The organism is Enterobacter cloacae complex sp. 6730903 (genome assembly GCF_048283985.1).
Lineage (GTDB): Bacteria > Pseudomonadota > Gammaproteobacteria > Enterobacterales > Enterobacteriaceae > Enterobacter > Enterobacter hormaechei_C.
On record NZ_JBLVXX010000034.1, the window covers coordinates 38,960 to 59,082 of the forward strand.

20 protein-coding genes are annotated in these 20,123 nt (G+C 54.8%); 12 read left to right on the forward strand and 8 right to left on the reverse strand.

The genetic code is table 11. The annotated features are described in order from the left end of the window. The first annotated feature begins 1 nt into the window (after position 1). From lpxA to tilS, 8 genes are all read left to right on the forward strand, one after another. Complete coding sequence (gene lpxA, locus ACNQ0W_RS17150; RefSeq protein ID WP_003856164.1) at positions 2–790, forward strand: acyl-ACP--UDP-N-acetylglucosamine O-acyltransferase; 789 nt, start codon at positions 2–4, stop codon at positions 788–790. Further along, a complete protein-coding gene (gene lpxB, locus ACNQ0W_RS17155) occupies positions 790–1,938 on the forward strand; it encodes a lipid-A-disaccharide synthase (RefSeq protein WP_003856161.1) in 1,149 nt (382 codons plus the stop codon). The genes lpxA and lpxB overlap by 1 nt, the downstream gene beginning before the upstream one ends. Beyond that, on the forward strand, positions 1,935–2,531 hold the full coding sequence (gene rnhB, locus ACNQ0W_RS17160; protein WP_003856158.1) for a ribonuclease HII: 597 nt from the start codon (positions 1,935–1,937) through the stop codon (positions 2,529–2,531). Before lpxB ends, rnhB begins: the two co-directional genes overlap by 4 nt. A gap of 38 nt (positions 2,532–2,569) precedes the next feature. After that, positions 2,570–6,052 (forward strand): DNA polymerase III subunit alpha, encoded by a 3,483-nt coding sequence (gene dnaE, locus ACNQ0W_RS17165; RefSeq protein WP_003856156.1) that lies wholly within the window; start codon positions 2,570–2,572, stop codon positions 6,050–6,052. Between the two features lie 12 nt (positions 6,053–6,064). Then, positions 6,065–7,024: an acetyl-CoA carboxylase carboxyl transferase subunit alpha gene (accA, locus tag ACNQ0W_RS17170; RefSeq protein ID WP_013095666.1), complete on the forward strand. Its 960-nt coding sequence runs from the start codon at positions 6,065–6,067 to the stop codon at positions 7,022–7,024. Between the two features lie 100 nt (positions 7,025–7,124). Beyond that, a complete protein-coding gene (locus ACNQ0W_RS17175; RefSeq protein ID WP_062932319.1) occupies positions 7,125–9,257 on the forward strand; it encodes a lysine decarboxylase LdcC in 2,133 nt (710 codons plus the stop codon). Positions 9,258–9,323: 66 nt separating this feature from the next. Next, a complete protein-coding gene (locus tag ACNQ0W_RS17180; RefSeq protein WP_003856151.1) occupies positions 9,324–9,713 on the forward strand; it encodes a VOC family protein in 390 nt (129 codons plus the stop codon). 58 nt (positions 9,714–9,771) lie between these two features. After that, positions 9,772–11,058: a tRNA lysidine(34) synthetase TilS gene (gene tilS / locus ACNQ0W_RS17185; RefSeq protein WP_062939340.1), complete on the forward strand. Its 1,287-nt coding sequence runs from the start codon at positions 9,772–9,774 to the stop codon at positions 11,056–11,058. Between the two features lie 26 nt (positions 11,059–11,084). On the opposite strand, the gene rof is transcribed toward tilS, so the two are convergent. Together rof and ACNQ0W_RS17195 are read right to left on the reverse strand one after the other, a co-directional pair. Further along, positions 11,085–11,345, reverse strand: coding sequence for a Rho-binding antiterminator (gene rof, locus ACNQ0W_RS17190; protein WP_003856148.1), 261 nt, complete (start codon positions 11,343–11,345; stop codon positions 11,085–11,087). Continuing rightward, a complete protein-coding gene (locus ACNQ0W_RS17195) occupies positions 11,332–11,532 on the reverse strand; it encodes a YaeP family protein (RefSeq protein ID WP_003856146.1) in 201 nt (66 codons plus the stop codon). The genes rof and ACNQ0W_RS17195 overlap by 14 nt, the downstream gene beginning before the upstream one ends. Before the next feature lie 195 nt (positions 11,533–11,727). Here ACNQ0W_RS17195 and ACNQ0W_RS17200 point away from each other — a divergent pair, with 195 nt between their 5' ends. The 3 genes from ACNQ0W_RS17200 to nlpE are packed head-to-tail and all read left to right on the forward strand — an operon-like array spanning position 11,728 to position 13,424. Continuing rightward, positions 11,728–12,273: a YaeQ family protein gene (locus ACNQ0W_RS17200; RefSeq protein WP_003856144.1), complete on the forward strand. Its 546-nt coding sequence runs from the start codon at positions 11,728–11,730 to the stop codon at positions 12,271–12,273. Continuing rightward, complete coding sequence (gene arfB, locus ACNQ0W_RS17205) at positions 12,270–12,686, forward strand: alternative ribosome rescue aminoacyl-tRNA hydrolase ArfB (RefSeq protein ID WP_006810027.1); 417 nt, start codon at positions 12,270–12,272, stop codon at positions 12,684–12,686. The genes ACNQ0W_RS17200 and arfB overlap by 4 nt, the downstream gene beginning before the upstream one ends. Positions 12,687–12,725: 39 nt before the next feature. After that, the gene (nlpE, locus tag ACNQ0W_RS17210) at positions 12,726–13,424 is read left to right on the forward strand and encodes an envelope stress response activation lipoprotein NlpE (RefSeq protein WP_062932317.1); all 699 of its coding nucleotides are present in this window, start codon (positions 12,726–12,728) and stop codon (positions 13,422–13,424) included. 45 nt (positions 13,425–13,469) lie between these two features. Here the strand turns inward: nlpE and proS are convergent, their stop codons facing one another. The 6 genes from proS to metN form a co-directional block, all read right to left on the reverse strand. Beyond that, positions 13,470–15,188: a proline--tRNA ligase gene (gene proS / locus ACNQ0W_RS17215; protein ID WP_062932316.1), complete on the reverse strand. Its 1,719-nt coding sequence runs from the start codon at positions 15,186–15,188 to the stop codon at positions 13,470–13,472. A gap of 112 nt (positions 15,189–15,300) precedes the next feature. Next, the gene (gene tsaA, locus ACNQ0W_RS17220; RefSeq protein WP_062932315.1) at positions 15,301–16,008 is read right to left on the reverse strand and encodes a tRNA (N6-threonylcarbamoyladenosine(37)-N6)-methyltransferase TrmO; all 708 of its coding nucleotides are present in this window, start codon (positions 16,006–16,008) and stop codon (positions 15,301–15,303) included. Beyond that, on the reverse strand, positions 16,005–16,409 hold the full coding sequence (gene rcsF / locus ACNQ0W_RS17225; RefSeq protein ID WP_003856133.1) for an Rcs stress response system protein RcsF: 405 nt from the start codon (positions 16,407–16,409) through the stop codon (positions 16,005–16,007). Before rcsF ends, tsaA begins: the two co-directional genes overlap by 4 nt. 106 nt (positions 16,410–16,515) lie before the next feature. Next, positions 16,516–17,331, reverse strand: a complete 816-nt coding sequence (metQ, locus tag ACNQ0W_RS17230) for a methionine ABC transporter substrate-binding lipoprotein MetQ (RefSeq protein ID WP_003856132.1) — start codon at positions 17,329–17,331, stop codon at positions 16,516–16,518. Positions 17,332–17,371: 40 nt separating this feature from the next. Next, the gene (locus ACNQ0W_RS17235; protein ID WP_003856130.1) at positions 17,372–18,025 is read right to left on the reverse strand and encodes a methionine ABC transporter permease MetI; all 654 of its coding nucleotides are present in this window, start codon (positions 18,023–18,025) and stop codon (positions 17,372–17,374) included. Next, positions 18,018–19,049 carry a methionine ABC transporter ATP-binding protein MetN gene (gene metN, locus ACNQ0W_RS17240; RefSeq protein ID WP_006810022.1) on the reverse strand — a complete coding sequence of 344 codons (1,032 nt, stop codon included), beginning with the start codon at positions 19,047–19,049 and terminating at the stop codon, positions 18,018–18,020. Before metN ends, ACNQ0W_RS17235 begins: the two co-directional genes overlap by 8 nt. Positions 19,050–19,237: 188 nt before the next feature. Here metN and gmhB point away from each other — a divergent pair, with 188 nt between their 5' ends. Beyond that, positions 19,238–19,804, forward strand: coding sequence for a D-glycero-beta-D-manno-heptose 1,7-bisphosphate 7-phosphatase (gmhB, locus tag ACNQ0W_RS17245; RefSeq protein WP_045356790.1), 567 nt, complete (start codon positions 19,238–19,240; stop codon positions 19,802–19,804). Positions 19,805–20,123: the final 319 nt, after the last annotated feature.

Below are 20,123 nucleotides of genomic sequence, written 5' to 3' on the forward strand. Positions count from 1 at the left end.
CGTGATTGATAAATCCGCCTTTATTCATCCTACCGCCATTGTGGAAACGGGTGCCATTATTGGTGCAAACGTCCACATTGGCCCGTTTTGTATTGTTGGACCCCATGTCGAAATTGGTGAGGGTACAGTACTGAAATCTCACGTTGTCGTGAATGGTCATACCACCATTGGCTGCAACAATGAGATCTATCAGTTCGCCTCCATCGGCGAAGTTAACCAGGATCTTAAGTATGCTGGCGAACCGACCCGCGTGGAAATCGGCGATCGTAACCGCATTCGCGAAAGCGTCACCATTCATCGTGGTACAACGCAAGGCGGTGGATTGACGAAGGTGGGCAGCGACAACCTGTTTATGGTTAATGCGCATATTGCGCACGACTGTACCGTGGGTAGCCGCTGTATTCTCGCCAACAACGCAACGCTGGCGGGACACGTATCGGTCGATGATTTCGCCATTATTGGCGGCATGACCGCAGTCCATCAGTTCTGCATCATTGGTGCACACGTGATGGTCGGCGGATGCTCCGGTGTGGCGCAGGACGTCCCACCGTTTGTGATTGCGCAGGGCAACCATGCCACGCCGTTTGGCGTGAACATTGAAGGCCTCAAGCGTCGTGGCTTCAGCCGCGAAGCGATTACCGCGATCCGCAACGCGTACAAACTGCTGTACCGTAGCGGTAAAACGCTGGAAGAGGCTAAGCCGGAAATTGCCGAGCTGGCGAATAAGCACCCTGAAGTGAAAACGTTCATGGAATTCTTTGAACGTTCAACCCGTGGTCTGATTCGTTAATGGTCGACAGTCGTCCGCTTACCATCGCCCTGGTCGCCGGAGAAACCTCCGGCGATATTCTTGGTGCAGGTCTGATCCGCGCGCTTAAAGCCCGTGTACCCAATGCCCGCTTTGTGGGCGTGGCTGGGCCGCTGATGCAGGCCGAAGGCTGCGAAGCCTGGTATGAAATGGAAGAGCTGGCTGTGATGGGCATCGTCGAGGTGCTGGGCCGCTTGCGTCGCCTGCTGCATATTCGCGCCGACCTTACCCGCCGTTTTACCGATCTTAAGCCCGATGTATTTGTCGGCATTGATGCGCCTGATTTCAATATTACCCTTGAAGGGAACCTGAAAAAGCAGGGGATCAAAACGATCCATTACGTCAGTCCGTCCGTGTGGGCGTGGCGACAGAAACGCGTTTTCAAAATCGGACGGTCCACCAATCTGGTGCTGGCTTTTCTGCCTTTCGAAAAAGCGTTTTACGACAGATTTAATGTCCCATGCCGTTTTATCGGTCATACCATGGCGGATGCCATGCCGCTGGATCCGGATAAAAACGCGGCGCGTGACGAACTGGGCATCCCGCATGATGTGCACTGTCTGGCGTTGCTGCCAGGAAGCCGGGGTGCGGAAGTTGAAATGCTCAGTGCCGATTTCCTGAAAACGGCGCAAATTCTTCGCAAGACTTACCCCGATCTTGAAGTGGTCGTGCCGCTGGTGAATGCCAAACGCCGGGAGCAGTTTGAGCGTATCAAAGCCGACGTCGCCCCGGATCTTCACGTCCGCCTGCTGGACGGAAAAGGGCGGCAAGCCATGTTTGCGAGCGATGCCGCACTGCTGGCTTCCGGCACGGCTGCGCTGGAGTGTATGCTGGCAAAATGTCCAATGGTAGTCGGTTATCGCATGAAGCCGTTTACCTTCTGGCTGGCAAAACGTCTGGTAAAAACAGATTACGTATCCCTGCCAAACCTGCTTGCGGGTCGCGAGCTGGTGAAAGAACTCTTGCAGGATGAATGCCAGCCGCAGGCACTGGCTGATGCATTACTGCCGCTGCTGGCCAACGGTAAAACCAGCCACCAGATGCATGATACCTTCCGTGAACTGCATCAACTGATCCGCTGTAATGCTGATGAGCAGGCGGCCGATGCGGTGCTGGAGTTAGCACAATGATGGAATTTATTTATCCCCATACCCACCTCGTTGCCGGTGTGGATGAAGTCGGTCGTGGCCCGTTAGTGGGTGCCGTTGTGACCGCGGCGGTGATCCTCGATCCAGCCCGCCCGATCGTTGGCCTGAACGACTCGAAAAAACTGAGCGAAAAGCGTCGTTTAGCGCTGTTCGATGAAATTAAAGAAAAGGCGCTGGCCTGGAGTCTCGGGCGCGCAGAGCCGCATGAGATCGACGATCTGAACATTCTGCACGCCACCATGCTGGCGATGCAGCGTGCCGTTGCTGGCCTGAAGATTGTGCCTGAGTATGTACTGATCGACGGTAACCGTTGCCCGGCGCTGCCGATGCCTTCCATGGCTGTTGTTAAAGGCGATAGCCGCGTCGCAGAAATCAGTGCGGCGTCAATCATTGCCAAAGTGACGCGCGATGCCGAAATGGCCGCGCTGGACCTCACTTATCCCGCGTATGGTTTCGCCCAGCACAAGGGATATCCAACGGCTTTCCATCTGGAAAAGCTGGCTGAACATGGCGCAACTGAACATCATCGGCGCAGCTTTGGCCCGGTGAAACGCGCGCTGGGACTGGTGTCCTGAATCAAGACGCAAGCAATTAAGTAACGCGGGATTTGAAGATGGCTGAACCACGTTTCGTACACCTGCGGGTGCATAGCGACTACTCCATGATCGATGGGCTGGCAAAGACCGGGCCGCTGGTAAAAAAGGCGGCCTCGCTTGGCATGCCTGCGCTGGCGATCACCGATTTTACCAACCTGTGTGGCCTGGTGAAGTTCTACGGAACGGCGCATGGCGCAGGATTAAAGCCCATCGTCGGCGCGGATTTTCACGTGCAGAGCGACCTGCTCGGCGATGAGATGACGCAAATTTCCGTGTTAGCCATGAATAACACGGGCTATCAGAACCTCACTCTGCTGATCTCAAAAGCCTACCAGCGCGGTTACGGCGCACTGGGTCCATGGATTGACCGCGACTGGCTGGCGGAGCTGAACGAAGGTTTGCTGCTGATCTCCGGTGGCCGTATGGGGGATGTCGGCAAATGTCTGCTGCGCGGTAACAACGCGCTGGTGGATCAGTGCGTCTCGTTCTACGAAGAGTATTTCCCGGATCGCTATTACCTGGAGCTGATCCGTACCGGGCGTGCGGATGAAGAGAGCTATCTGCATGCGGCCGTCGCACTGGCGGAAGCGCGTGGCCTGCCTGTGGTGGCCACCAACGATGTGCGCTTCCTTGAGGCGGGCGATTTTGACGCGCATGAAATTCGCGTCGCTATCCACGATGGTTTCACCCTCGACGATCCGAAACGTCCGCGCAACTACTCATCGCAGCAGTACATGCGCAGCGAAGAGGAGATGTGTGAGCTCTTCTCGGACATCCCGGAAGCGCTGGAAAACAGCGTAGAGATTGCCAAGCGCTGTAACGTCACCGTGCGTCTCGGCGAATACTTCCTGCCGCAGTTCCCGACGGGCGATATGACCACCGAAGATTTCCTGGTTATGAAATCGAAAGAGGGTCTGGAAGAGCGTCTGGAATTCCTCTTCCCGGATGAAGCGGTTCGTAAAGAGAAACGTCCTGAATATGATGAGCGCCTCGATATTGAACTCCAGGTGATCAACCAGATGGGGTTCCCTGGCTACTTCCTGATCGTGATGGAGTTCATCCAGTGGTCGAAAGATAACGGCGTGCCGGTAGGCCCGGGCCGTGGTTCCGGTGCCGGCTCGCTGGTGGCGTATGCCCTGAAAATCACTGACCTCGATCCGCTGGAATTTGACCTGCTGTTCGAACGTTTCCTCAACCCGGAACGTGTCTCCATGCCCGACTTTGACGTCGACTTCTGCATGGAAAAACGCGACCAGGTGATTGAGCACGTGGCCGATATGTACGGTCGTGATGCGGTTTCGCAGATTATTACCTTCGGTACGATGGCAGCGAAAGCGGTTATCCGCGACGTGGGCCGCGTTCTGGGCCACCCGTACGGTTTTGTCGATCGAATCTCTAAGCTGGTGCCGCCCGATCCGGGCATGACCCTGGCGAAAGCCTTTGAAGCCGAACCTCAGCTGCCGGAAATTTACGAAGCCGACGAAGAGGTGAAAGCGCTGATCGACATGGCGCGCAAGCTGGAAGGCGTCACGCGTAACGCCGGTAAGCATGCGGGGGGCGTGGTTATCGCCCCGACCAAAATCACTGATTTTGCGCCGCTGTACTGCGACGAAGCGGGCCAGCACCCGGTCACCCAGTTCGACAAGAACGACGTGGAATACGCCGGGCTGGTGAAGTTCGACTTCCTCGGCCTGCGTACGCTGACCATCATCAACTGGGCGCTGGAGATGATCAACGCCCGTCGCGAGAAGAACGGCGAACCGCCGCTGGATATCGCGGCTATCCCGCTTGATGACAAGAAAAGTTTCGACATGCTGCAACGCTCGGAGACGACAGCCGTCTTCCAGCTTGAATCCCGCGGCATGAAAGATTTGATTAAGCGTCTGCAACCAGACTGCTTCGAAGATATGATCGCGCTGGTGGCCCTGTTCCGTCCGGGGCCGTTGCAGTCGGGGATGGTGGATAACTTTATCGACCGTAAGCACGGGCGCGAAGAGATTTCCTACCCGGACGTGCAGTGGCAGCATGAAAGCCTGAAACCGGTACTGGAGCCGACCTATGGCATCATCCTGTATCAGGAACAGGTCATGCAGATCGCCCAGGTACTTTCGGGTTACACCCTTGGCGGCGCAGACATGCTGCGTCGTGCGATGGGTAAGAAAAAGCCGGAAGAGATGGCCAAGCAGCGTTCCATCTTTGAAGATGGGGCGAAGAAAAACGGCATCGATGGCGAACTGGCGATGAAAATCTTCGACCTGGTGGAAAAATTCGCCGGGTACGGATTTAACAAATCCCACTCCGCCGCCTATGCTTTGGTTTCGTATCAGACGCTGTGGCTGAAGGCTCACTATCCCGCTGAGTTTATGGCAGCGGTAATGACCGCCGATATGGACAACACCGAGAAGGTGGTTGGCCTGGTGGACGAGTGCTGGCGCATGGGGCTGAAGATCCTGCCGCCGGATATTAACTCGGGCCTGTACCATTTCCACGTTAACGATGACGGGGAAATCGTCTATGGGATCGGCGCGATCAAGGGCGTGGGTGAGGGGCCGATCGAGGCGATCATCGAAGCGCGTAACAACGGCGGCTATTTCCGCGAGCTGTTCGATCTGTGCGCCCGCACCGATACCAAAAAACTGAACCGCCGCGTGCTGGAAAAACTGATCATGTCCGGCGCGTTTGACCGGCTGGGGCCACACCGCGCCGCGCTGATGAACTCGCTCGGCGATGCGCTGAAAGCGGCCGATCAGCACGCGAAAGCGGAAGCCATTGGCCAGGCGGATATGTTCGGCGTGCTGGCGGAAGAGCCAGAGCAGATCGAGCAGTCTTATTCCAACTGCCAACCCTGGCCAGAACAGGTGGTGCTGGATGGGGAGCGTGAGACGTTAGGCCTGTACCTGACGGGGCACCCGATCAACCAGTATCTGAAAGAAATTGAGCGCTATGTCGGCGGCCACAGGCTAAAAGACATGCATCCGACAGAACGTGGTAAAATCACCACGGCTGCGGGGCTCGTGATTGCTGCAAGGGTAATGGTCACCAAGCGCGGCAATCGTATCGGCATCTGTACCCTGGATGACCGTTCCGGGCGTCTGGAGGTGATGTTGTTCACCGACGCGCTGGATAAATACCAGCAATTGCTGGAAAAAGACCGCATACTTATCGTCAGCGGACAGGTCAGCTTTGATGACTTCAGCGGGGGGCTTAAAATGACCGCCCGCGAAGTGATGGACATTGACGAAGCCCGGGAAAAATATGCTCGCGGGCTTGCTATCTCGCTGACGGACAGGCAAATTGATGACCAGCTTTTAAACCGACTCCGTCAGTCTCTGGAACCCCATCGCTCGGGGACCATTCCAGTACATCTCTACTATCAGAGGGCGGATGCACGTGCGCGGTTGCGCTTTGGTGCAACGTGGCGTGTCTCTCCGAGCGATCGTTTACTGAACGATCTCCGTGGCCTCATTGGTTCGGAGCAGGTGGAACTGGAGTTTGACTAATACAGGAATACTATGAGTCTGAATTTCCTTGATTTCGAACAGCCGATTGCAGAGCTGGAAGCGAAAATCGATTCTCTGACAGCCGTGAGCCGTCAGGATGAAAAACTGGATATTAACATCGACGAAGAAGTGCATCGTCTGCGCGAAAAAAGCGTAGAACTGACGCGCAAAATCTTTGCCGATCTCGGCGCATGGCAGATCGCCCAGCTGGCGCGTCATCCACAGCGTCCGTACACCCTGGATTATGTCCGCCTGGCGTTTGACGAATTTGACGAACTGGCAGGCGACCGCGCATACGCTGACGATAAAGCTATCGTCGGCGGTATCGCGCGTCTGGATGGACGTCCGGTGATGATCATTGGTCATCAGAAAGGCCGTGAAACCAAAGAGAAAATCCGTCGTAACTTCGGTATGCCAGCACCAGAAGGCTACCGTAAGGCCCTGCGTCTGATGGAGATGGCTGAGCGTTTCAATATGCCAATCATCACCTTCATCGACACGCCGGGGGCTTACCCGGGTGTTGGCGCTGAAGAGCGCGGCCAGTCTGAAGCCATCGCACGCAACCTGCGTGAGATGTCTCGCCTGAAAGTGCCGGTCATCTGTACCGTTATCGGTGAAGGTGGGTCCGGCGGCGCGCTGGCAATTGGCGTGGGCGATAAAGTGAATATGCTACAGTACAGTACCTATTCCGTTATCTCTCCGGAAGGCTGTGCCTCCATTCTGTGGAAAAGCGCCGACAAAGCGCCGCTGGCTGCCGAAGCGATGGGCATCATTGCCCCACGTCTGAAAGAGCTGAAGCTGATCGACACCGTTATCCCTGAACCGCTGGGCGGCGCGCACCGTAAGCCGGAAGTGATGGCTGCGTCCCTGAAAGCGCAGCTGCTGGCAGACCTGGCGGACCTGGACGTGCTGAGCAAAGAAGATCTGCTCAACCGTCGTTATCAACGTCTGATGACCTACGGTTACGCGTAAGCCTCACAATTATCCTAAAAGCCGCACATTGTTGCGGCTTTTTTTATACCTGCCGTTTACCTTAACTATGCTTATCTGATGTTTTTCAAGGAGGTAAACCATGAACATCATTGCCATCATGGGGCCACACGGCGTCTTTTATAAAGACGAACCCATCAAGGAGCTGGAGCAAGCCCTTAAAGCACGCGGATACCAGCTGATCTGGCCGCAAAACAGCGCCGATCTGCTGAAATTTATCGAACACAATCCGCGCATCTGTGGCGTGATATTCGACTGGGACGAATACGACATGGAGTTGTGCAGCGATATCAATAAGCTCAACGAATATCTTCCGCTGTACGCGTTTATCAATACTCACTCGACCATGGACGTGAGCGCTCACGATATGCGTATGGCGCTGTGGTTCTTCGAATACTCACTCGGCGTTGCCGAGGACATTGCGACCCGCATTCAGCAGTACACCGGTGAATACCTCGATAACATCACACCGCCGTTCACGCGCGCGTTGTTCACCTATGTGAATGAAGGGAAGTACACCTTCTGTACGCCAGGCCACATGGCGGGAACGGCCTATCAAAAAAGCCCGGTGGGATGCCTGTTCTACGATTTCTTTGGCGGTAACACGCTGAAAGCGGACGTGTCCATTTCAGTCACCGAATTAGGCTCGCTGCTGGATCATACCGGCCCGCATCTGGAAGCTGAAGAGTACATCGCCCGGACCTTTGGCGCCGAGCAAAGCTACATGGTGACCAACGGTACCTCAACCTCGAACAAAATCGTCGGGATGTATGCCGCGCCTGCCGGCAGTACGCTGCTGATTGACCGCAACTGCCATAAATCACTGGCGCATTTGCTGATGATGAGCGACGTGGTGCCGCTCTGGCTGTCGCCTACGCGTAATGCGCTAGGTATTCTCGGCGGCATTCCTCGCCGTGAGTTCACGCATGAAGCCATTGAAAATAAGATCGCGGCGATCCCCGAGGCAAGCTGGCCCGTTCACGCAGTGATCACCAACTCCACCTATGACGGGCTGCTTTACAACACGAACTGGATCAAGCAGACGCTGGACGTACCGTCGATCCACTTTGACTCCGCGTGGGTGCCTTACACCAATTTCCACCCGATTTACTCGGGTAAAAGTGGGATGAGCGGCGAGCGGGTGCCTGGCAAGGTGTTCTTCGAAACGCAGTCGACGCACAAAATGCTGGCCGCGTTTTCCCAGGCATCTCTCATTCACATCAAGGGCGAGTACGACGAGGACACCTTCAACGAAGCCTTTATGATGCACACGACCACGTCGCCGAGCTACCCGCTGGTGGCGTCCATCGAAACGGCGGCGGCGATGCTGCGCGGTAATCCGGGTAAACGCCTGATCAATCGTTCGGTGGAACGGGCGCTGCATTTCCGAAAAGAGGTTCAGCGGCTTAAAGATGAAGCGGACGGCTGGTTCTTTGATATCTGGCAGCCGGAAGAGATTGATGAGGCAGAATGCTGGCCCGTCGCGCCGGGGGAGAGCTGGCACGGTTTTCGGGAGGCCGATGCGGACCACATGTTCCTCGATCCGGTTAAGGTGACGATCCTGACGCCGGGCATGGATGAACAGGGTGTGATGGGTGAGGAAGGGATCCCGGCTGCGCTGGTGGCGAAGTTCCTTGATGAGCGCGGCGTGGTGGTGGAGAAAACCGGCCCCTATAATTTGCTGTTCCTGTTCAGCATCGGGATCGATAAAACCCGCGCGATGGGTCTGCTGCGCGGACTGATGGAGTTTAAGCGCGCATACGATCTGAACCTGCGGGTGAAGAATATGCTGCCGGATCTCTACGCGGAAGATCCTGACTTCTACCGCAATATGCGTATTCAGGATCTGGCCCAGGGCATTCACAGGCTGATCCGCCAGCACGATCTGCCGCGCCTGATGTTGCAGGCATTTGATGTTCTGCCTGAAATGAAGCTGACGCCGCACAGGGCGTGGCAACGCCAGGTGAAAGGGGAGGTTGAAACCGTTGAGCTGGAGAATCTGGTCGGGCGGGTATCGGCCAACATGATCCTGCCTTATCCGCCGGGCGTGCCGCTGCTGATGCCGGGTGAGATGATCACCGAGGAGAGCCGGGCGGTGCTTGATTTCCTGCTGATGCTCTGTTCGGTAGGGCGCCACTATCCGGGCTTTGAAACGGATATTCATGGCGCGAAACGCGATGATAACGGCGTGTACTGGGTGAGAGTCCTAAAATAAAAGGGTCTGCTTGCCAGGAGCGGGTTGTCGGTTGTAACGTTCAGGGCATCATAAAAAGGAGAAACTATGCTGGGTTTAAAAGCGGTTCATCATATTGCGATCATTGCCACCGATTATGCGAAAAGTAAGGCATTCTACTGCGACGTTCTCGGCTTTACGCTGTTAAGCGAGGCCTACCGTGAGGAGCGCGACTCCTGGAAAGGCGATCTGGCGTTAAACGGACAATATGTGATTGAACTGTTCTCTTTTCCTTTCCCGCCAGCGCGTCCTTCGCGCCCGGAAGCCTGCGGTCTGCGCCACCTCGCCTTCAGCGTCGATGACCTGGACAGCGCGGTAAAACATCTGGAAGCCCACGGCGTGGCCTGCGAAGCGATTCGTGTCGATCCCTTTACCGATAAACGTTTCACTTTTTTCAACGATCCGGACGGGCTGCCGCTGGAGCTTTACCAGCAGTAATCGCCGTCATGTGTGATAATGCCCGTTCAGTTCGGGCATTTTTTATGTGTAATTTCCTATGACCTTACCCGCAATCGCGCACGCCGTTTCACCCTACCGCCAGCTGCTGGTGGGGTTCAGCGGTGGCCTGGATTCCACCGTTTTGCTGCACCGCCTTAAGCTCTGGCGCGACCGTGAGCCTGACGTCCAGCTGCGGGCGATGCATATCCATCACGGCTTAAGCCCCCATGCCGACGACTGGGTGGCGCACTGCGAAGCGGTGTGTTCAGGGTGGGCGATCCCGCTGATCGTTGAACGCGTCACGCTTGAGGATGAGGGGCTGGGTATTGAGGCGCAGGCGCGGAAAGCCCGCTACGCCGCGTTTTCTGGCGCATTACAGCCTGGGGAAGCGTTGGTCACCGCGCAGCATCTGGACGACCAGTGCGAGACGTTTTTACTGGCGCTCAAGCGGGGCAGCGGGCCTGCGGGGTTATCTGCCATGCCTGAGCGCGCTGATTTTGCTGAAACAGAGCTCATCCGCCCGCTGCTGGGTGAGACGCGCGCATCACTGGAAGCCTGGGCGCAGCAGCATCATCTGTGCTGGATTGAAGACGAGAGCAATCAGGACGACAGTTACGACCGTAACTTCCTGCGCCTGCGCGTCTTACCGCTGCTGAGCGAGCGCTGGGCGCATTTTTCCGAAGCGGCGGCCAGAAGCGCCATGCTGTGTGCTGAACAGGAAAGCTTGCTGGATGAATTGCTGAGCGAGGAGCTGGATACGCTGATTACCGCTGACGGTGCCCTGAACATAGCGCCGTTGATGGTGATGAGCCCCGTGCGTCGGGCTGCTCTGATTCGCCGCTGGCTGGCTTCCCAGCGTGCGGTTATGCCGTCCCGGGCGATGCTCAACCGTATCTGGGAGGAAGTTGCACAGGCGAGGGAAGATGCCGCCCCGTGTATACACCTGAATGGTTATGACGTCAGGCGCTATAAAGGGCAACTCTGGTGGGTAAAATCTGTGCCGTCGCTGGCTGACGCTGTGCTCGACTGGCCGTCGCCGAGGAATGCATTAACGCTACCGATGAATGCCGGTGTCGTTGCGTTAAGCCATTCGGGCAATGTGCGTCTACCTGAGCCGGACGAGAACGTCACCATACGCTTCAGGGCCAGCGGCATGCTGCATATCGTCGGGCGTAACGGCGGGCGTAAGTTGAAGAAAATCTGGCAGGAACAGAACGTTCCGCCCTGGCGACGTGATACCACGCCGCTTCTGTTTTACGGCGACACGCTCATCGCGGCGGCAGGAGTGTTCATCACTGAAGAGGGGTGGGCTGAAGCCGGAGTTAATTTTGAATGGAAAGCGTAACGGGCAGCCTGGCTGCCCGTTAGTTATCAGGATTCGCTCACCACGACGGTGCCGATTTCCGGATGGCTGAAACTGGCAATTTTGTCGAGGCGTAGCTCACGCGTTGCACCTGCATCTTCCACAACCAGGTATTCCACATTTTTACGGGAAACCAGATCGCTGGCCTTTGCCTTTAGCACTTCGCCATCTTTTAGCTCCAGCGTCAGTATTAAATGATGCTGGCAGGCGAGTTCGAGGTTGTCATAGTCATCACAATTGATGGGTTGATAGGTATCATTCATCGACATAATCGCTCACCAGTAAATTCGCCGCAGCATACGCTGCTTTTTCCCTGACCGATTCAGAAAGGCTCTCATCAGAGGCCACTTCATTTAGCACGTTCAATACACAGCCCAACGCATCCGGAATGTACCCCAGATCTCCGCTGGCGATCTCCGCATACCGTCTGCGAATCAACTCACAATAATTATTCACATCACCTCCTGCCAGCGTACTGACTTACTGTGAGATATCATTAAGCCTACGAAGTTAAACTCGGTTTAGCAAGGTGACTATACCATACTCATTTAAGCAATATCAGCGCCTTGATAAGAGGGAGCCACCACCTCGTAACAGCCTTTTGCCGCGGTTTTCGCTACAATGTACGCCTGATTCGAAAGGAGTTCTCTCATGGCGCTGAAAGCGACTATTTATAAAGCTGTGGTCAATGTGGCGGATCTTGACCGTAACCAGTTTCTGGATGCGTCATTGACGCTGGCGCGTCACCCTTCTGAAACCCAGGAGCGCATGATGCTGCGCCTGCTGGCGTGGATTAAGTATGCCGACGAGCGTCTGCAATTTACCCGTGGTTTAAGCGCGGAAGATGAACCGGAAGCCTGGCTGCGCAACGATCATCTGGGTATCGATTTATGGATTGAGCTTGGCCTGCCGGATGAACGCCGGATCAAAAAGGCCTGCACCCAGTCAGCTGAAGTGGCGTTGTTTGCCTACAACCAGCGCGCGGCGGAGATCTGGTGGCAACAAAATAAAAATAAATGTGCGCAGTTCAAAAATCTTACCGTCTGGTATCTGGATGATGAACAGCTGGCGCAGCTGAGTGCGTTCGCCAGCCGGACGATGGCGCTACAGGCGACGATTCAGGACGGCGCCATCTGGCTTTCCGATTCTCAGAATAATCTGGAAATTCATCTCACGGCCTGGCAGCCCGCATCATGATTGTATTGTCCCGAAACGTCAGCATCCCTGATAACGAGCTGGAGATCACCGCCATCCGGGCCCAGGGAGCAGGGGGACAGCACGTTAACAAGGCCTCAACGGCTATCCATTTGCGCTTTGACATTCGGGCCTCCAGCCTGCCAGAGTATTATAAAGAAAGCCTGCTTGCCGCCAGCCATCACCTGATCACCAGCGAGGGTGTGATGGTGATTAAAGCGCAGGAGTATCGCAGCCAGGAGCTTAACCGGGAAGCGGCAATAGCTCGGCTGGTCGCGGTCATCAAAGAGCTGACGGCTGTGCAAAAAAGTCGCCGGGCAACACGTCCAACACGGGCATCGAAAGAACGTCGGTTGTCATCGAAGGCGCAGAAATCCACCGTAAAATCACTGCGTGGCAAAGTCCGCCACCCGTAATGTGACGAAAGGGACACCCTTTTTCATAAGGAAAGAATTGTGAAAAAAGCATTATTATCAGCGCTGGCCGTGACAAGCCTGTTTGCGCTTTTTGGCTGTAACAACCGTTCGGAAACCCAGGTACTACAGCCCACGCAAAATGAAGAATTAAAGCCGATGCAGCAGAGCTGGCGCGGCGTTTTGCCATGTGCAGATTGCGAGGGCATCGAAACCTCTCTGTTCCTGCAAAAAGATGGCACCTGGGTCATGAACCAGCGTTACCAGGGGGCGAAAGAACCGTCTTCTTTTGCATCTTATGGAACATGGGCGCGTACGGCTGAGAAGCTGGTATTGACGGATACCACGGGCGATAAAACTTATTTCCGCGCCAAAGGCGAGGGGATGGAGATGCTCGATCGCGAAGGCAATCCGATTGATTCCCAGTTCAACTACACGTTGGCCCCGGTGAAAGCGACCCTGCCAGCCACCCCAATGGCAATGCGAGGGATGTATTTCTACATGGCGGATGCGGCGATCTTCACTGACTGTGCAACCGGGAAGAAAGTCAGCGTGGCGAACAATGCCCAGCTGGAGCGAGACTATGCCGTCGCGCGCGGCAACGACAGTAAGCCAGTGTTGCTGACGGTTGAAGGGCATTTTACGCTGGAGCCAAACCCGGATAGCGGCGAGCTGGTGAAAACGCTGGTGGCAGATAAAGACGCGAAGTTTGCTGCGGGGAAAGACTGCGAAAGCAAATAAGATATAGCCATTAAAAAACCCCGCGCTGGCGGGGTTTTTTGTTTTTTAACCTTTGATGGCTTTCACCAGGTAATCAAGAATATCGCCCGTCTTGATCATCTGTTTTTCGCCGTTGCGACGGTATTTGTATTCAATCTCGTCGCTGTCGAGGTTACGGTCGCCGATGACGATGGTATGGGGAATACCGATCAGTTCCATGTCAGCAAACATCACGCCAGGACGCTCTTTACGATCATCCATCAGCACGTCGATACCTTTCGCGCTCAGCTCAGCGTAGAGTTTCTCAGCCAGCTCCTGCACGCGGTAAGACTTGTGCATGTTCATTGGCAGGATCGCCACCTGGAACGGCGCGATGTTATCCGGCCAGACGATTCCGCGTTCGTCATAGTTCTGCTCGATAGCGGCAGCAACAACGCGCGTTACGCCAATGCCGTAGCAGCCCATGGTCAGAACCTGGTTACGACCATCTTCGCCCTGAACGGCAGCGTTCATTGCGCGCGAGTACTTATCGCCCAGCTGGAAGATGTGGCCTACTTCGATACCGCGTTTGATCATCAGGGTACCCTTGCCGTCCGGGCTTGGATCGCCTGCGACCACGTTACGGATGTCAGCCACTTCCGGCGTCGCCACGTCCCGATCCCAGTTGATGCCGAAGTAGTGTTTACCGTCGATGTTTGCGCCCGCAGCGAAGTCGCTCATCGCCGCAACGGTGCGGTCAATGACCACCGGAACAGGCATGTTCACCGGACCCAGAGAACCAGGACCTGCATTCACCACGGCGCGGATCTCCGCTTCCGTTGCGAAGGTCAGCGGGCTGGCAACCTGCGGCAGCTTCTCGGCTTTCACTTCGTTCAGCTCGTGATCGCCTCGTACCAGCAGGGCAATCAGTGGATAAGCGCTACCTTCAGCCGATTTCACCAGCAGGGTTTTCACGGTTTTTTCGATCGGCAGAGTAAACTGCTCAACCAGCTCGGCGATAGTTTTCGCGTTTGGCGTATCAACCAGCGTCATCTCTTGCGTTGCCGCACCGCGTGGTTCTTTCGGTGCCAGCGCTTCTGCAAATTCGATGTTCGCGGCGTAATCAGAGGAGTCAGAGAAGATCACATCGTCTTCGCCGCTCTGCGCCAGAACCTGAAATTCATGAGAGGCGCTACCGCCGATTGAACCGGTATCAGCCTGTACAGCACGGAAATCCAGCCCCATGCGGGAGAAGATTTTGCTGTAGGCCGCGTACATTTTGTCGTAGGTCTCTTGCAGCGATTCCTGAGAAGTATGGAAAGAGTAAGCATCTTTCATCAGGAATTCGCGAGAACGCATGACGCCAAAGCGTGGACGCACTTCGTCACGGAACTTGGTCTGGATCTGGAAGAAGTTCAGCGGCAGCTGTTTGTAAGAGCTCAGCTCGTTACGGATCAGGTCGGTGATCACTTCTTCATGCGTTGGACCGAGAACGAATGGACGATCGCCACGATCGGCAATACGCAGCAGTTCAGGACCGTACTGCTCCCAGCGACCGCTCTCCTGCCACAGTTCAGAGGGCTGAACGACCGGCATTAACACCTCGATAGCACCGGCGTTGTTCATCTCTTCACGCACGATGTTTTCGACTTTTTTCAGGACGCGCACGCCGGTCGGCAGCCAGGTGTATAACCCGGAGGCCAGCTTGCGGATCATCCCGGCGCGCAGCATCAGCTGGTGGCTGATCACCTCGGCGTCGGCAGGTGTCTCCTTCAGAGTGGAGAGCAGATATTGGCTAGTACGCATGTTGTTACGGTTCCATTTCGACGATTGGAACAGGCTGAAACACCAGCCTGACACAAAAAAAGTGGTTTAGTTTACCAGTGTGGCAAAGATGCCAAAAGAGAGGAGAACAAAATTACCTGGGTTCCAGGGCAAACACTTCAAAACCCGCCGCAGTCACGCGCCAGCGCACGTTAAAGTCCAGCAGCCAGACAGCGTACGTTTTCCCGGCTTCCTCTTCTTTGCGGTAGGCGGGACGGGGGTCCTGGGCCAGCACTTCAACGATAAAGTCACGCAGACGAGGATAACGCTTTTCCAGCTCGCTGATTTGCGTTGTAATTTCAGACGTGAAGTGAACCGGCATATCTGCCTGCGGTGCGTCCTGTGCATAGCTTGCCCGGGCATCCGGCAGCGCTTCGGCGAAGGGCAGGTAAGGCTTAATATCTATGACCGGCGTGCCATCAACCAGGTCAAGGCTACCTAACTCCAGGATCACCTGATCTTTCTGACAACGTATGCCTTTCAGCTCGACCAGCGACATCCCGATGGGGTTGGGACGAAAGGTTGAGCGGGTGGCAAAGACACCCATTCTGGCATTTCCGCCCAGACGAGGCGGACGCACGGTGGGACGCCAGCCGCCTTCCATGGTCTGGTGAAATACAAAGACCACCCATAAATGGCTGAACGCCTCAAGCCCGCGCACTGCATCGGCCTGATTATACGGCGCGACAAGATGAAGCTCGCCGCCGCCGTTAATGACCAGACCCGGCTGACGCGGCACGGCGAACTTTTCTTTATAAGGGGAGCGAATAACGCCTATCTGCTCGAACTGAAATGAACTCATTTCGCCGTAATGTTAAGCGCAGAACCGATACATACCGCCTGGCGATAGCAACCTGGTGTGCCGCTGGTGACTTCGCAGCTGTGCAGCAGCACCGCGTTGGCTTTCATTTTCGACGCGTTGATTTGCATACGCTTGCGGGCTGTCGGAATATTAGGTGGGGAGTCCTGATTCGTTGCCTGGCAGGATTCGCCGCTCACTTCGCCCAGTTCACGGAATGGCTTACCGACCAGCTCGTCGGCTTTGGTAATAATACGTACCGGCGCAGCGCGAGGCGCTTTCGGTTTTGCTGGCTCCGCTTTTGGCGGGGTTGCAGTGCTTTGAACAGGTTCAACAGGAGATCTGCTTAGCATAGAACAGCCGCTCAGCATCAGTGCTAAAAGACAGATCGGTAAAGCACGCATAATAATTCCTCAGTGGATAATCAAAACGTCAGATATTGAAGCAGTTGACCGCACAAATGACAAGACGGGCAAACGCCCGTCTTGATGATATTACACTGCCGGGAGATTACCAGCCTTTAACCGCGCCGCCGTTAAACACCTTATTGGCTTCCTGGTACACTTCTTCAGACTGATAGGCCTGTATGAATTTCTTCACATTCTCCGCGTCTTTGTTGTCTTCGCGAGTCACGATCAGGTTGACGTACGGGGAATCTTTGTCTTCAACGAAGATGCCATCTTTCGCTGGGGTCAGGCCGATCTGGCTGGCGTAAGTGGTGTTGATCACGGCCAGGGCGATCTGCGCATCGTCCAGAGAACGTGGCAGCTGTGGTGCTTCCAGTTCAACAATTTTCAGATTTTTCGGGTTTTCGGTTACGTCCAGAACGGTCGGTAACAGGCCAACGCCTTCTTTCAGTTTAATCAGACCCACTTTCTGTAGCAGAAGCAGGGAACGGCCAAGGTTGGTTGGGTCGTTAGGGACGGCAACCTGTGAACCCGGCTGGAGTTCATCCAGAGATTTAATTTTCTTGGAGTAACCGGCAATTGGGTAAACGAAGGTGTTACCGACAGCAACCAGTTTGTAGCCACGATCTTTGATCTGCTGATCCAGGTACGGTTTATGCTGGAAGGCGTTAGCGTCAATGTCGCCTTTGCTCAGCGCTTCGTTCGGCAGAACGTAATCGTTGAAGGTCACCAGTTCAACGTCCAAGCCATATTTCTCTTTCGCGATTTTCTGCGCGGCCTCAGCAACCTGCTGTTCTGCACCGACGATAACGCCTACTTTGATGTGGTTTGGATCTTTTTCGTCCTGACCGCAACCCACCAGTGCCAGCGAACCAATCAGTGCGCCTACTGCTGCAAAGGTCTTAAATTTAAACGCCATGTTATGTCCTTAACTCGTCGAGTTTGTGTTGTTTGTAACGTTATTTATGCGTAACAGCCCGGACGATACGATCGCCAGAGAATTGAATTAAGTAAACCAGCACAACCAGCAATACCAGAACGGTATTCATTACGGTAGCGTTATAGCCAATATAGCCGTACTGATAGCCAATCTGGCCTAAACCGCCAGCACCTACGGCGCCGCCCATCGCGGAATAACCGACCAGGGTGATAAGCGTGATGGTTGCTGCGTTTACCAGCCCAGGCAGCGCCTCAGGCAGCAGAACTTTGCGAACGATCTGCATTGGGGTTGCGCCCATCGCGCGGGAAGCTTCAATCAGGCCAGTTGGGATTTCCAGCAGGGCGTTTTCCACCATACGGGCGATAAACGGTGCCGCGCCTACGGTCAGCGGGACAATAGCTGCCTGCAAACCAATCGACGTCCCGACGATCACGCGTGTAAACGGAATCATCCACACCAGCAGAATAATGAACGGAATAGACCGGAAAATGTTCACCAGCGCAGAGAGCGTGCGATACAGCTTCGCGTTTTCAATAATTTGACCCGGGCGCGTAACGTACAGCAGCACGCCGACCGGCAGCCCAATCACAAAACCAAAGAAGCCCGATACGAAGGTCATTGCCAGCGTTTCCCAAACGCCGCGAACCAGTAGCCACATCATCGGCTCAGACATAACCCAGTACCTCTACTTTTACGTGATGTTCTTGCAGCCAGGCAATTGCCGCCTGGGTTTCTTCCTGTGTGCCGTGCATTTCCGTCAGCATAATGCCGAACTTCACGCCACCGGCGTAGTCCATCTGCGCGCTAATAATGTTGTTATTCACGTTAAAGCGACGCGCGGTTTCGGACAGCAGCGGTGCGTCAACGGACTGGCCCGTGAACTCCATGCGCAGCATCGGGACGCTGTCAGGCGTTGCGTCTGTTTTTAAACGTTCCAGATAATCTTCCGGAATATCCAGATGCAGTGTGGACTGAATAAACTGCTGAGCCAGCGGCGTTTTCGGGTGCGAGAAGACTTCACTCACCGTGTCCTGCTCAATCAGCTCACCGTTGCTGATAACTGCCACACAGTCGCAGATACGTTTCACTACATCCATTTCATGCGTAATAAGGAGGATAGTCAGGCCCAGACGACGGTTAATGTCTTTTAACAGTTCCAGAATAGAGCGCGTAGTTGCCGGATCTAATGCGCTGGTGGCTTCATCGCACAGCAGCACTTTTGGGTTGCTTGCCAGCGCGCGAGCGATTGCTACACGCTGTTTTTGCCCGCCGGACAGATTTGCCGGGTAGCTGTCATGTTTATCACCCAGTCCAACCAGATCCAGCAATTCGGTGACGCGACGCGTCACTTCTTCTTTTGGTGTGTTATCCAGCTCCAGGGGTAACGCAACGTTACCGAACACGGTGCGGGAGGCCAGCAGGTTAAAGTGCTGGAAAATCATGCCAATCTGGCGACGCGCTTTGGTGAGCTCTTTTTCTGAGAGAGCGGTAAGCTCCTGGCCGCCAACTTCTACGCTGCCCTGGGTTGGGCGCTCAAGCAGGTTAACACAACGGATCAGCGTACTTTTACCCGCACCCGATGCGCCAATGACGCCATAAATCTGACCAGCAGGCACATGCAGGCTGACGTTGTTCAGCGCCTGAATGGTTCGGTTCCCCTGCTGGAACACTTTGGTGATATTGGAAAGTTTAATCATTAGATTATTTTTATCGTAAGTAAGTTAGCCGTGGCATTTTCTTCTGCCAGATACGGGGAATGACCGTAAACAAAATGGATGTTAAGGCATCCAGACGTCTAAATCAATCCACCTCTGTGCGATGAGCACTTTATTGCGCTGCGATTCATGAGATACTTGCTGAACAAGACTTTTTCAGGAGCAAACCGGTGGCAAAATCTGTACCCGCAATTTTTCTTGATCGTGACGGCACTATTAATGTGGATCACGGTTACGTCCATGAGATTGATGAGTTCGAGTTTATCGAGGGCGTTATAGATGCCATGCGCCAGTTGAAAGAGATGGGCTATGCGCTGGTGGTGGTAACTAACCAGTCCGGTATCGCCCGGGGTAAATTCACCGAAGCGCAATTCGAGACGCTGACGGAATGGATGGACTGGTCTCTGGCCGATCGCGGCGTCGATCTTGATGGCATCTATTATTGTCCGCATCACCCGCAGGGAAGTGTAGAAGCGTATCGACAGACCTGTGACTGCCGTAAGCCACACCCGGGCATGTTTATCTCTGCACAGGAATTCCTGCACATTGATATGGCCGCATCTTATATGGTGGGCGATAAACTGGAAGATATGCAGGCAGCAGCGGCGGCAGGTGTAGGTACCAAAGTATTAGTGCGTACCGGTAAACCGGTCACCCCAGAAGCAGAGAATGCAGCCGACTGGGTGATAAATAGTCTGGCAGAACTGCCAAAAGAGATTAAAAAGCACCAAAAATAGGCGTTTTGGCGAAAAGGTGAGCGGTTGAAATAAAAATGCATTTTTCCGCTTGTCATTCCTCGGCGGCTCCCTATAATGCGCCTCCATCGACACGGCGGATGTGAATCACTTCACAGACAACCCGGTCGGCTGAAGAGAAAAAATCCTGAAAATCAGGGTTGACTCTGAAAGAGGAAAGCGTAATATACGCCACCTCGCAACGGTGAGCGAAAGCCGCGTTGCACTGCTCTTTAACAATTTATCAGACAATCTGTGTGGGCACTCAAAGTGACATGGATTCTTAACGTCGCAAGACGAAAAATGAATACCAAGTCTCAAC

Excerpts from the sequence above, each read along its gene's own strand:
- rof (WP_003856148.1), bottom strand. The coding sequence starts at position 11,345 with ATGTCGATGAATGATACCTATCAACCCATCAATTGTGATGACTATGAC.
- tilS (WP_062939340.1), top strand. The coding sequence starts at position 9,772 with ATGACCTTACCCGCAATCGCGCACGCCGTTTCACCCTACCGCCAGCTG.
- rcsF (WP_003856133.1), bottom strand. The coding sequence starts at position 16,409 with ATGCGTGCTTTACCGATCTGTCTTTTAGCACTGATGCTGAGCGGCTGT.
- ACNQ0W_RS17175 (WP_062932319.1), top strand. The coding sequence starts at position 7,125 with ATGAACATCATTGCCATCATGGGGCCACACGGCGTCTTTTATAAAGAC.
- tsaA (WP_062932315.1), bottom strand. The coding sequence starts at position 16,008 with ATGAGTTCATTTCAGTTCGAGCAGATAGGCGTTATTCGCTCCCCTTAT.
- arfB (WP_006810027.1), top strand. The coding sequence starts at position 12,270 with ATGATTGTATTGTCCCGAAACGTCAGCATCCCTGATAACGAGCTGGAG.
- dnaE (WP_003856156.1), top strand. The coding sequence starts at position 2,570 with ATGGCTGAACCACGTTTCGTACACCTGCGGGTGCATAGCGACTACTCC.
- proS (WP_062932316.1), bottom strand. The coding sequence starts at position 15,188 with ATGCGTACTAGCCAATATCTGCTCTCCACTCTGAAGGAGACACCTGCC.
- ACNQ0W_RS17200 (WP_003856144.1), top strand. The coding sequence starts at position 11,728 with ATGGCGCTGAAAGCGACTATTTATAAAGCTGTGGTCAATGTGGCGGAT.
- ACNQ0W_RS17235 (WP_003856130.1), bottom strand. The coding sequence starts at position 18,025 with ATGTCTGAGCCGATGATGTGGCTACTGGTTCGCGGCGTTTGGGAAACG.
- metQ (WP_003856132.1), bottom strand. The coding sequence starts at position 17,331 with ATGGCGTTTAAATTTAAGACCTTTGCAGCAGTAGGCGCACTGATTGGT.
- rnhB (WP_003856158.1), top strand. The coding sequence starts at position 1,935 with ATGATGGAATTTATTTATCCCCATACCCACCTCGTTGCCGGTGTGGAT.
- lpxB (WP_003856161.1), top strand. The coding sequence starts at position 790 with ATGGTCGACAGTCGTCCGCTTACCATCGCCCTGGTCGCCGGAGAAACC.
- metN (WP_006810022.1), bottom strand. The coding sequence starts at position 19,049 with ATGATTAAACTTTCCAATATCACCAAAGTGTTCCAGCAGGGGAACCGA.
- accA (WP_013095666.1), top strand. The coding sequence starts at position 6,065 with ATGAGTCTGAATTTCCTTGATTTCGAACAGCCGATTGCAGAGCTGGAA.
- ACNQ0W_RS17180 (WP_003856151.1), top strand. The coding sequence starts at position 9,324 with ATGCTGGGTTTAAAAGCGGTTCATCATATTGCGATCATTGCCACCGAT.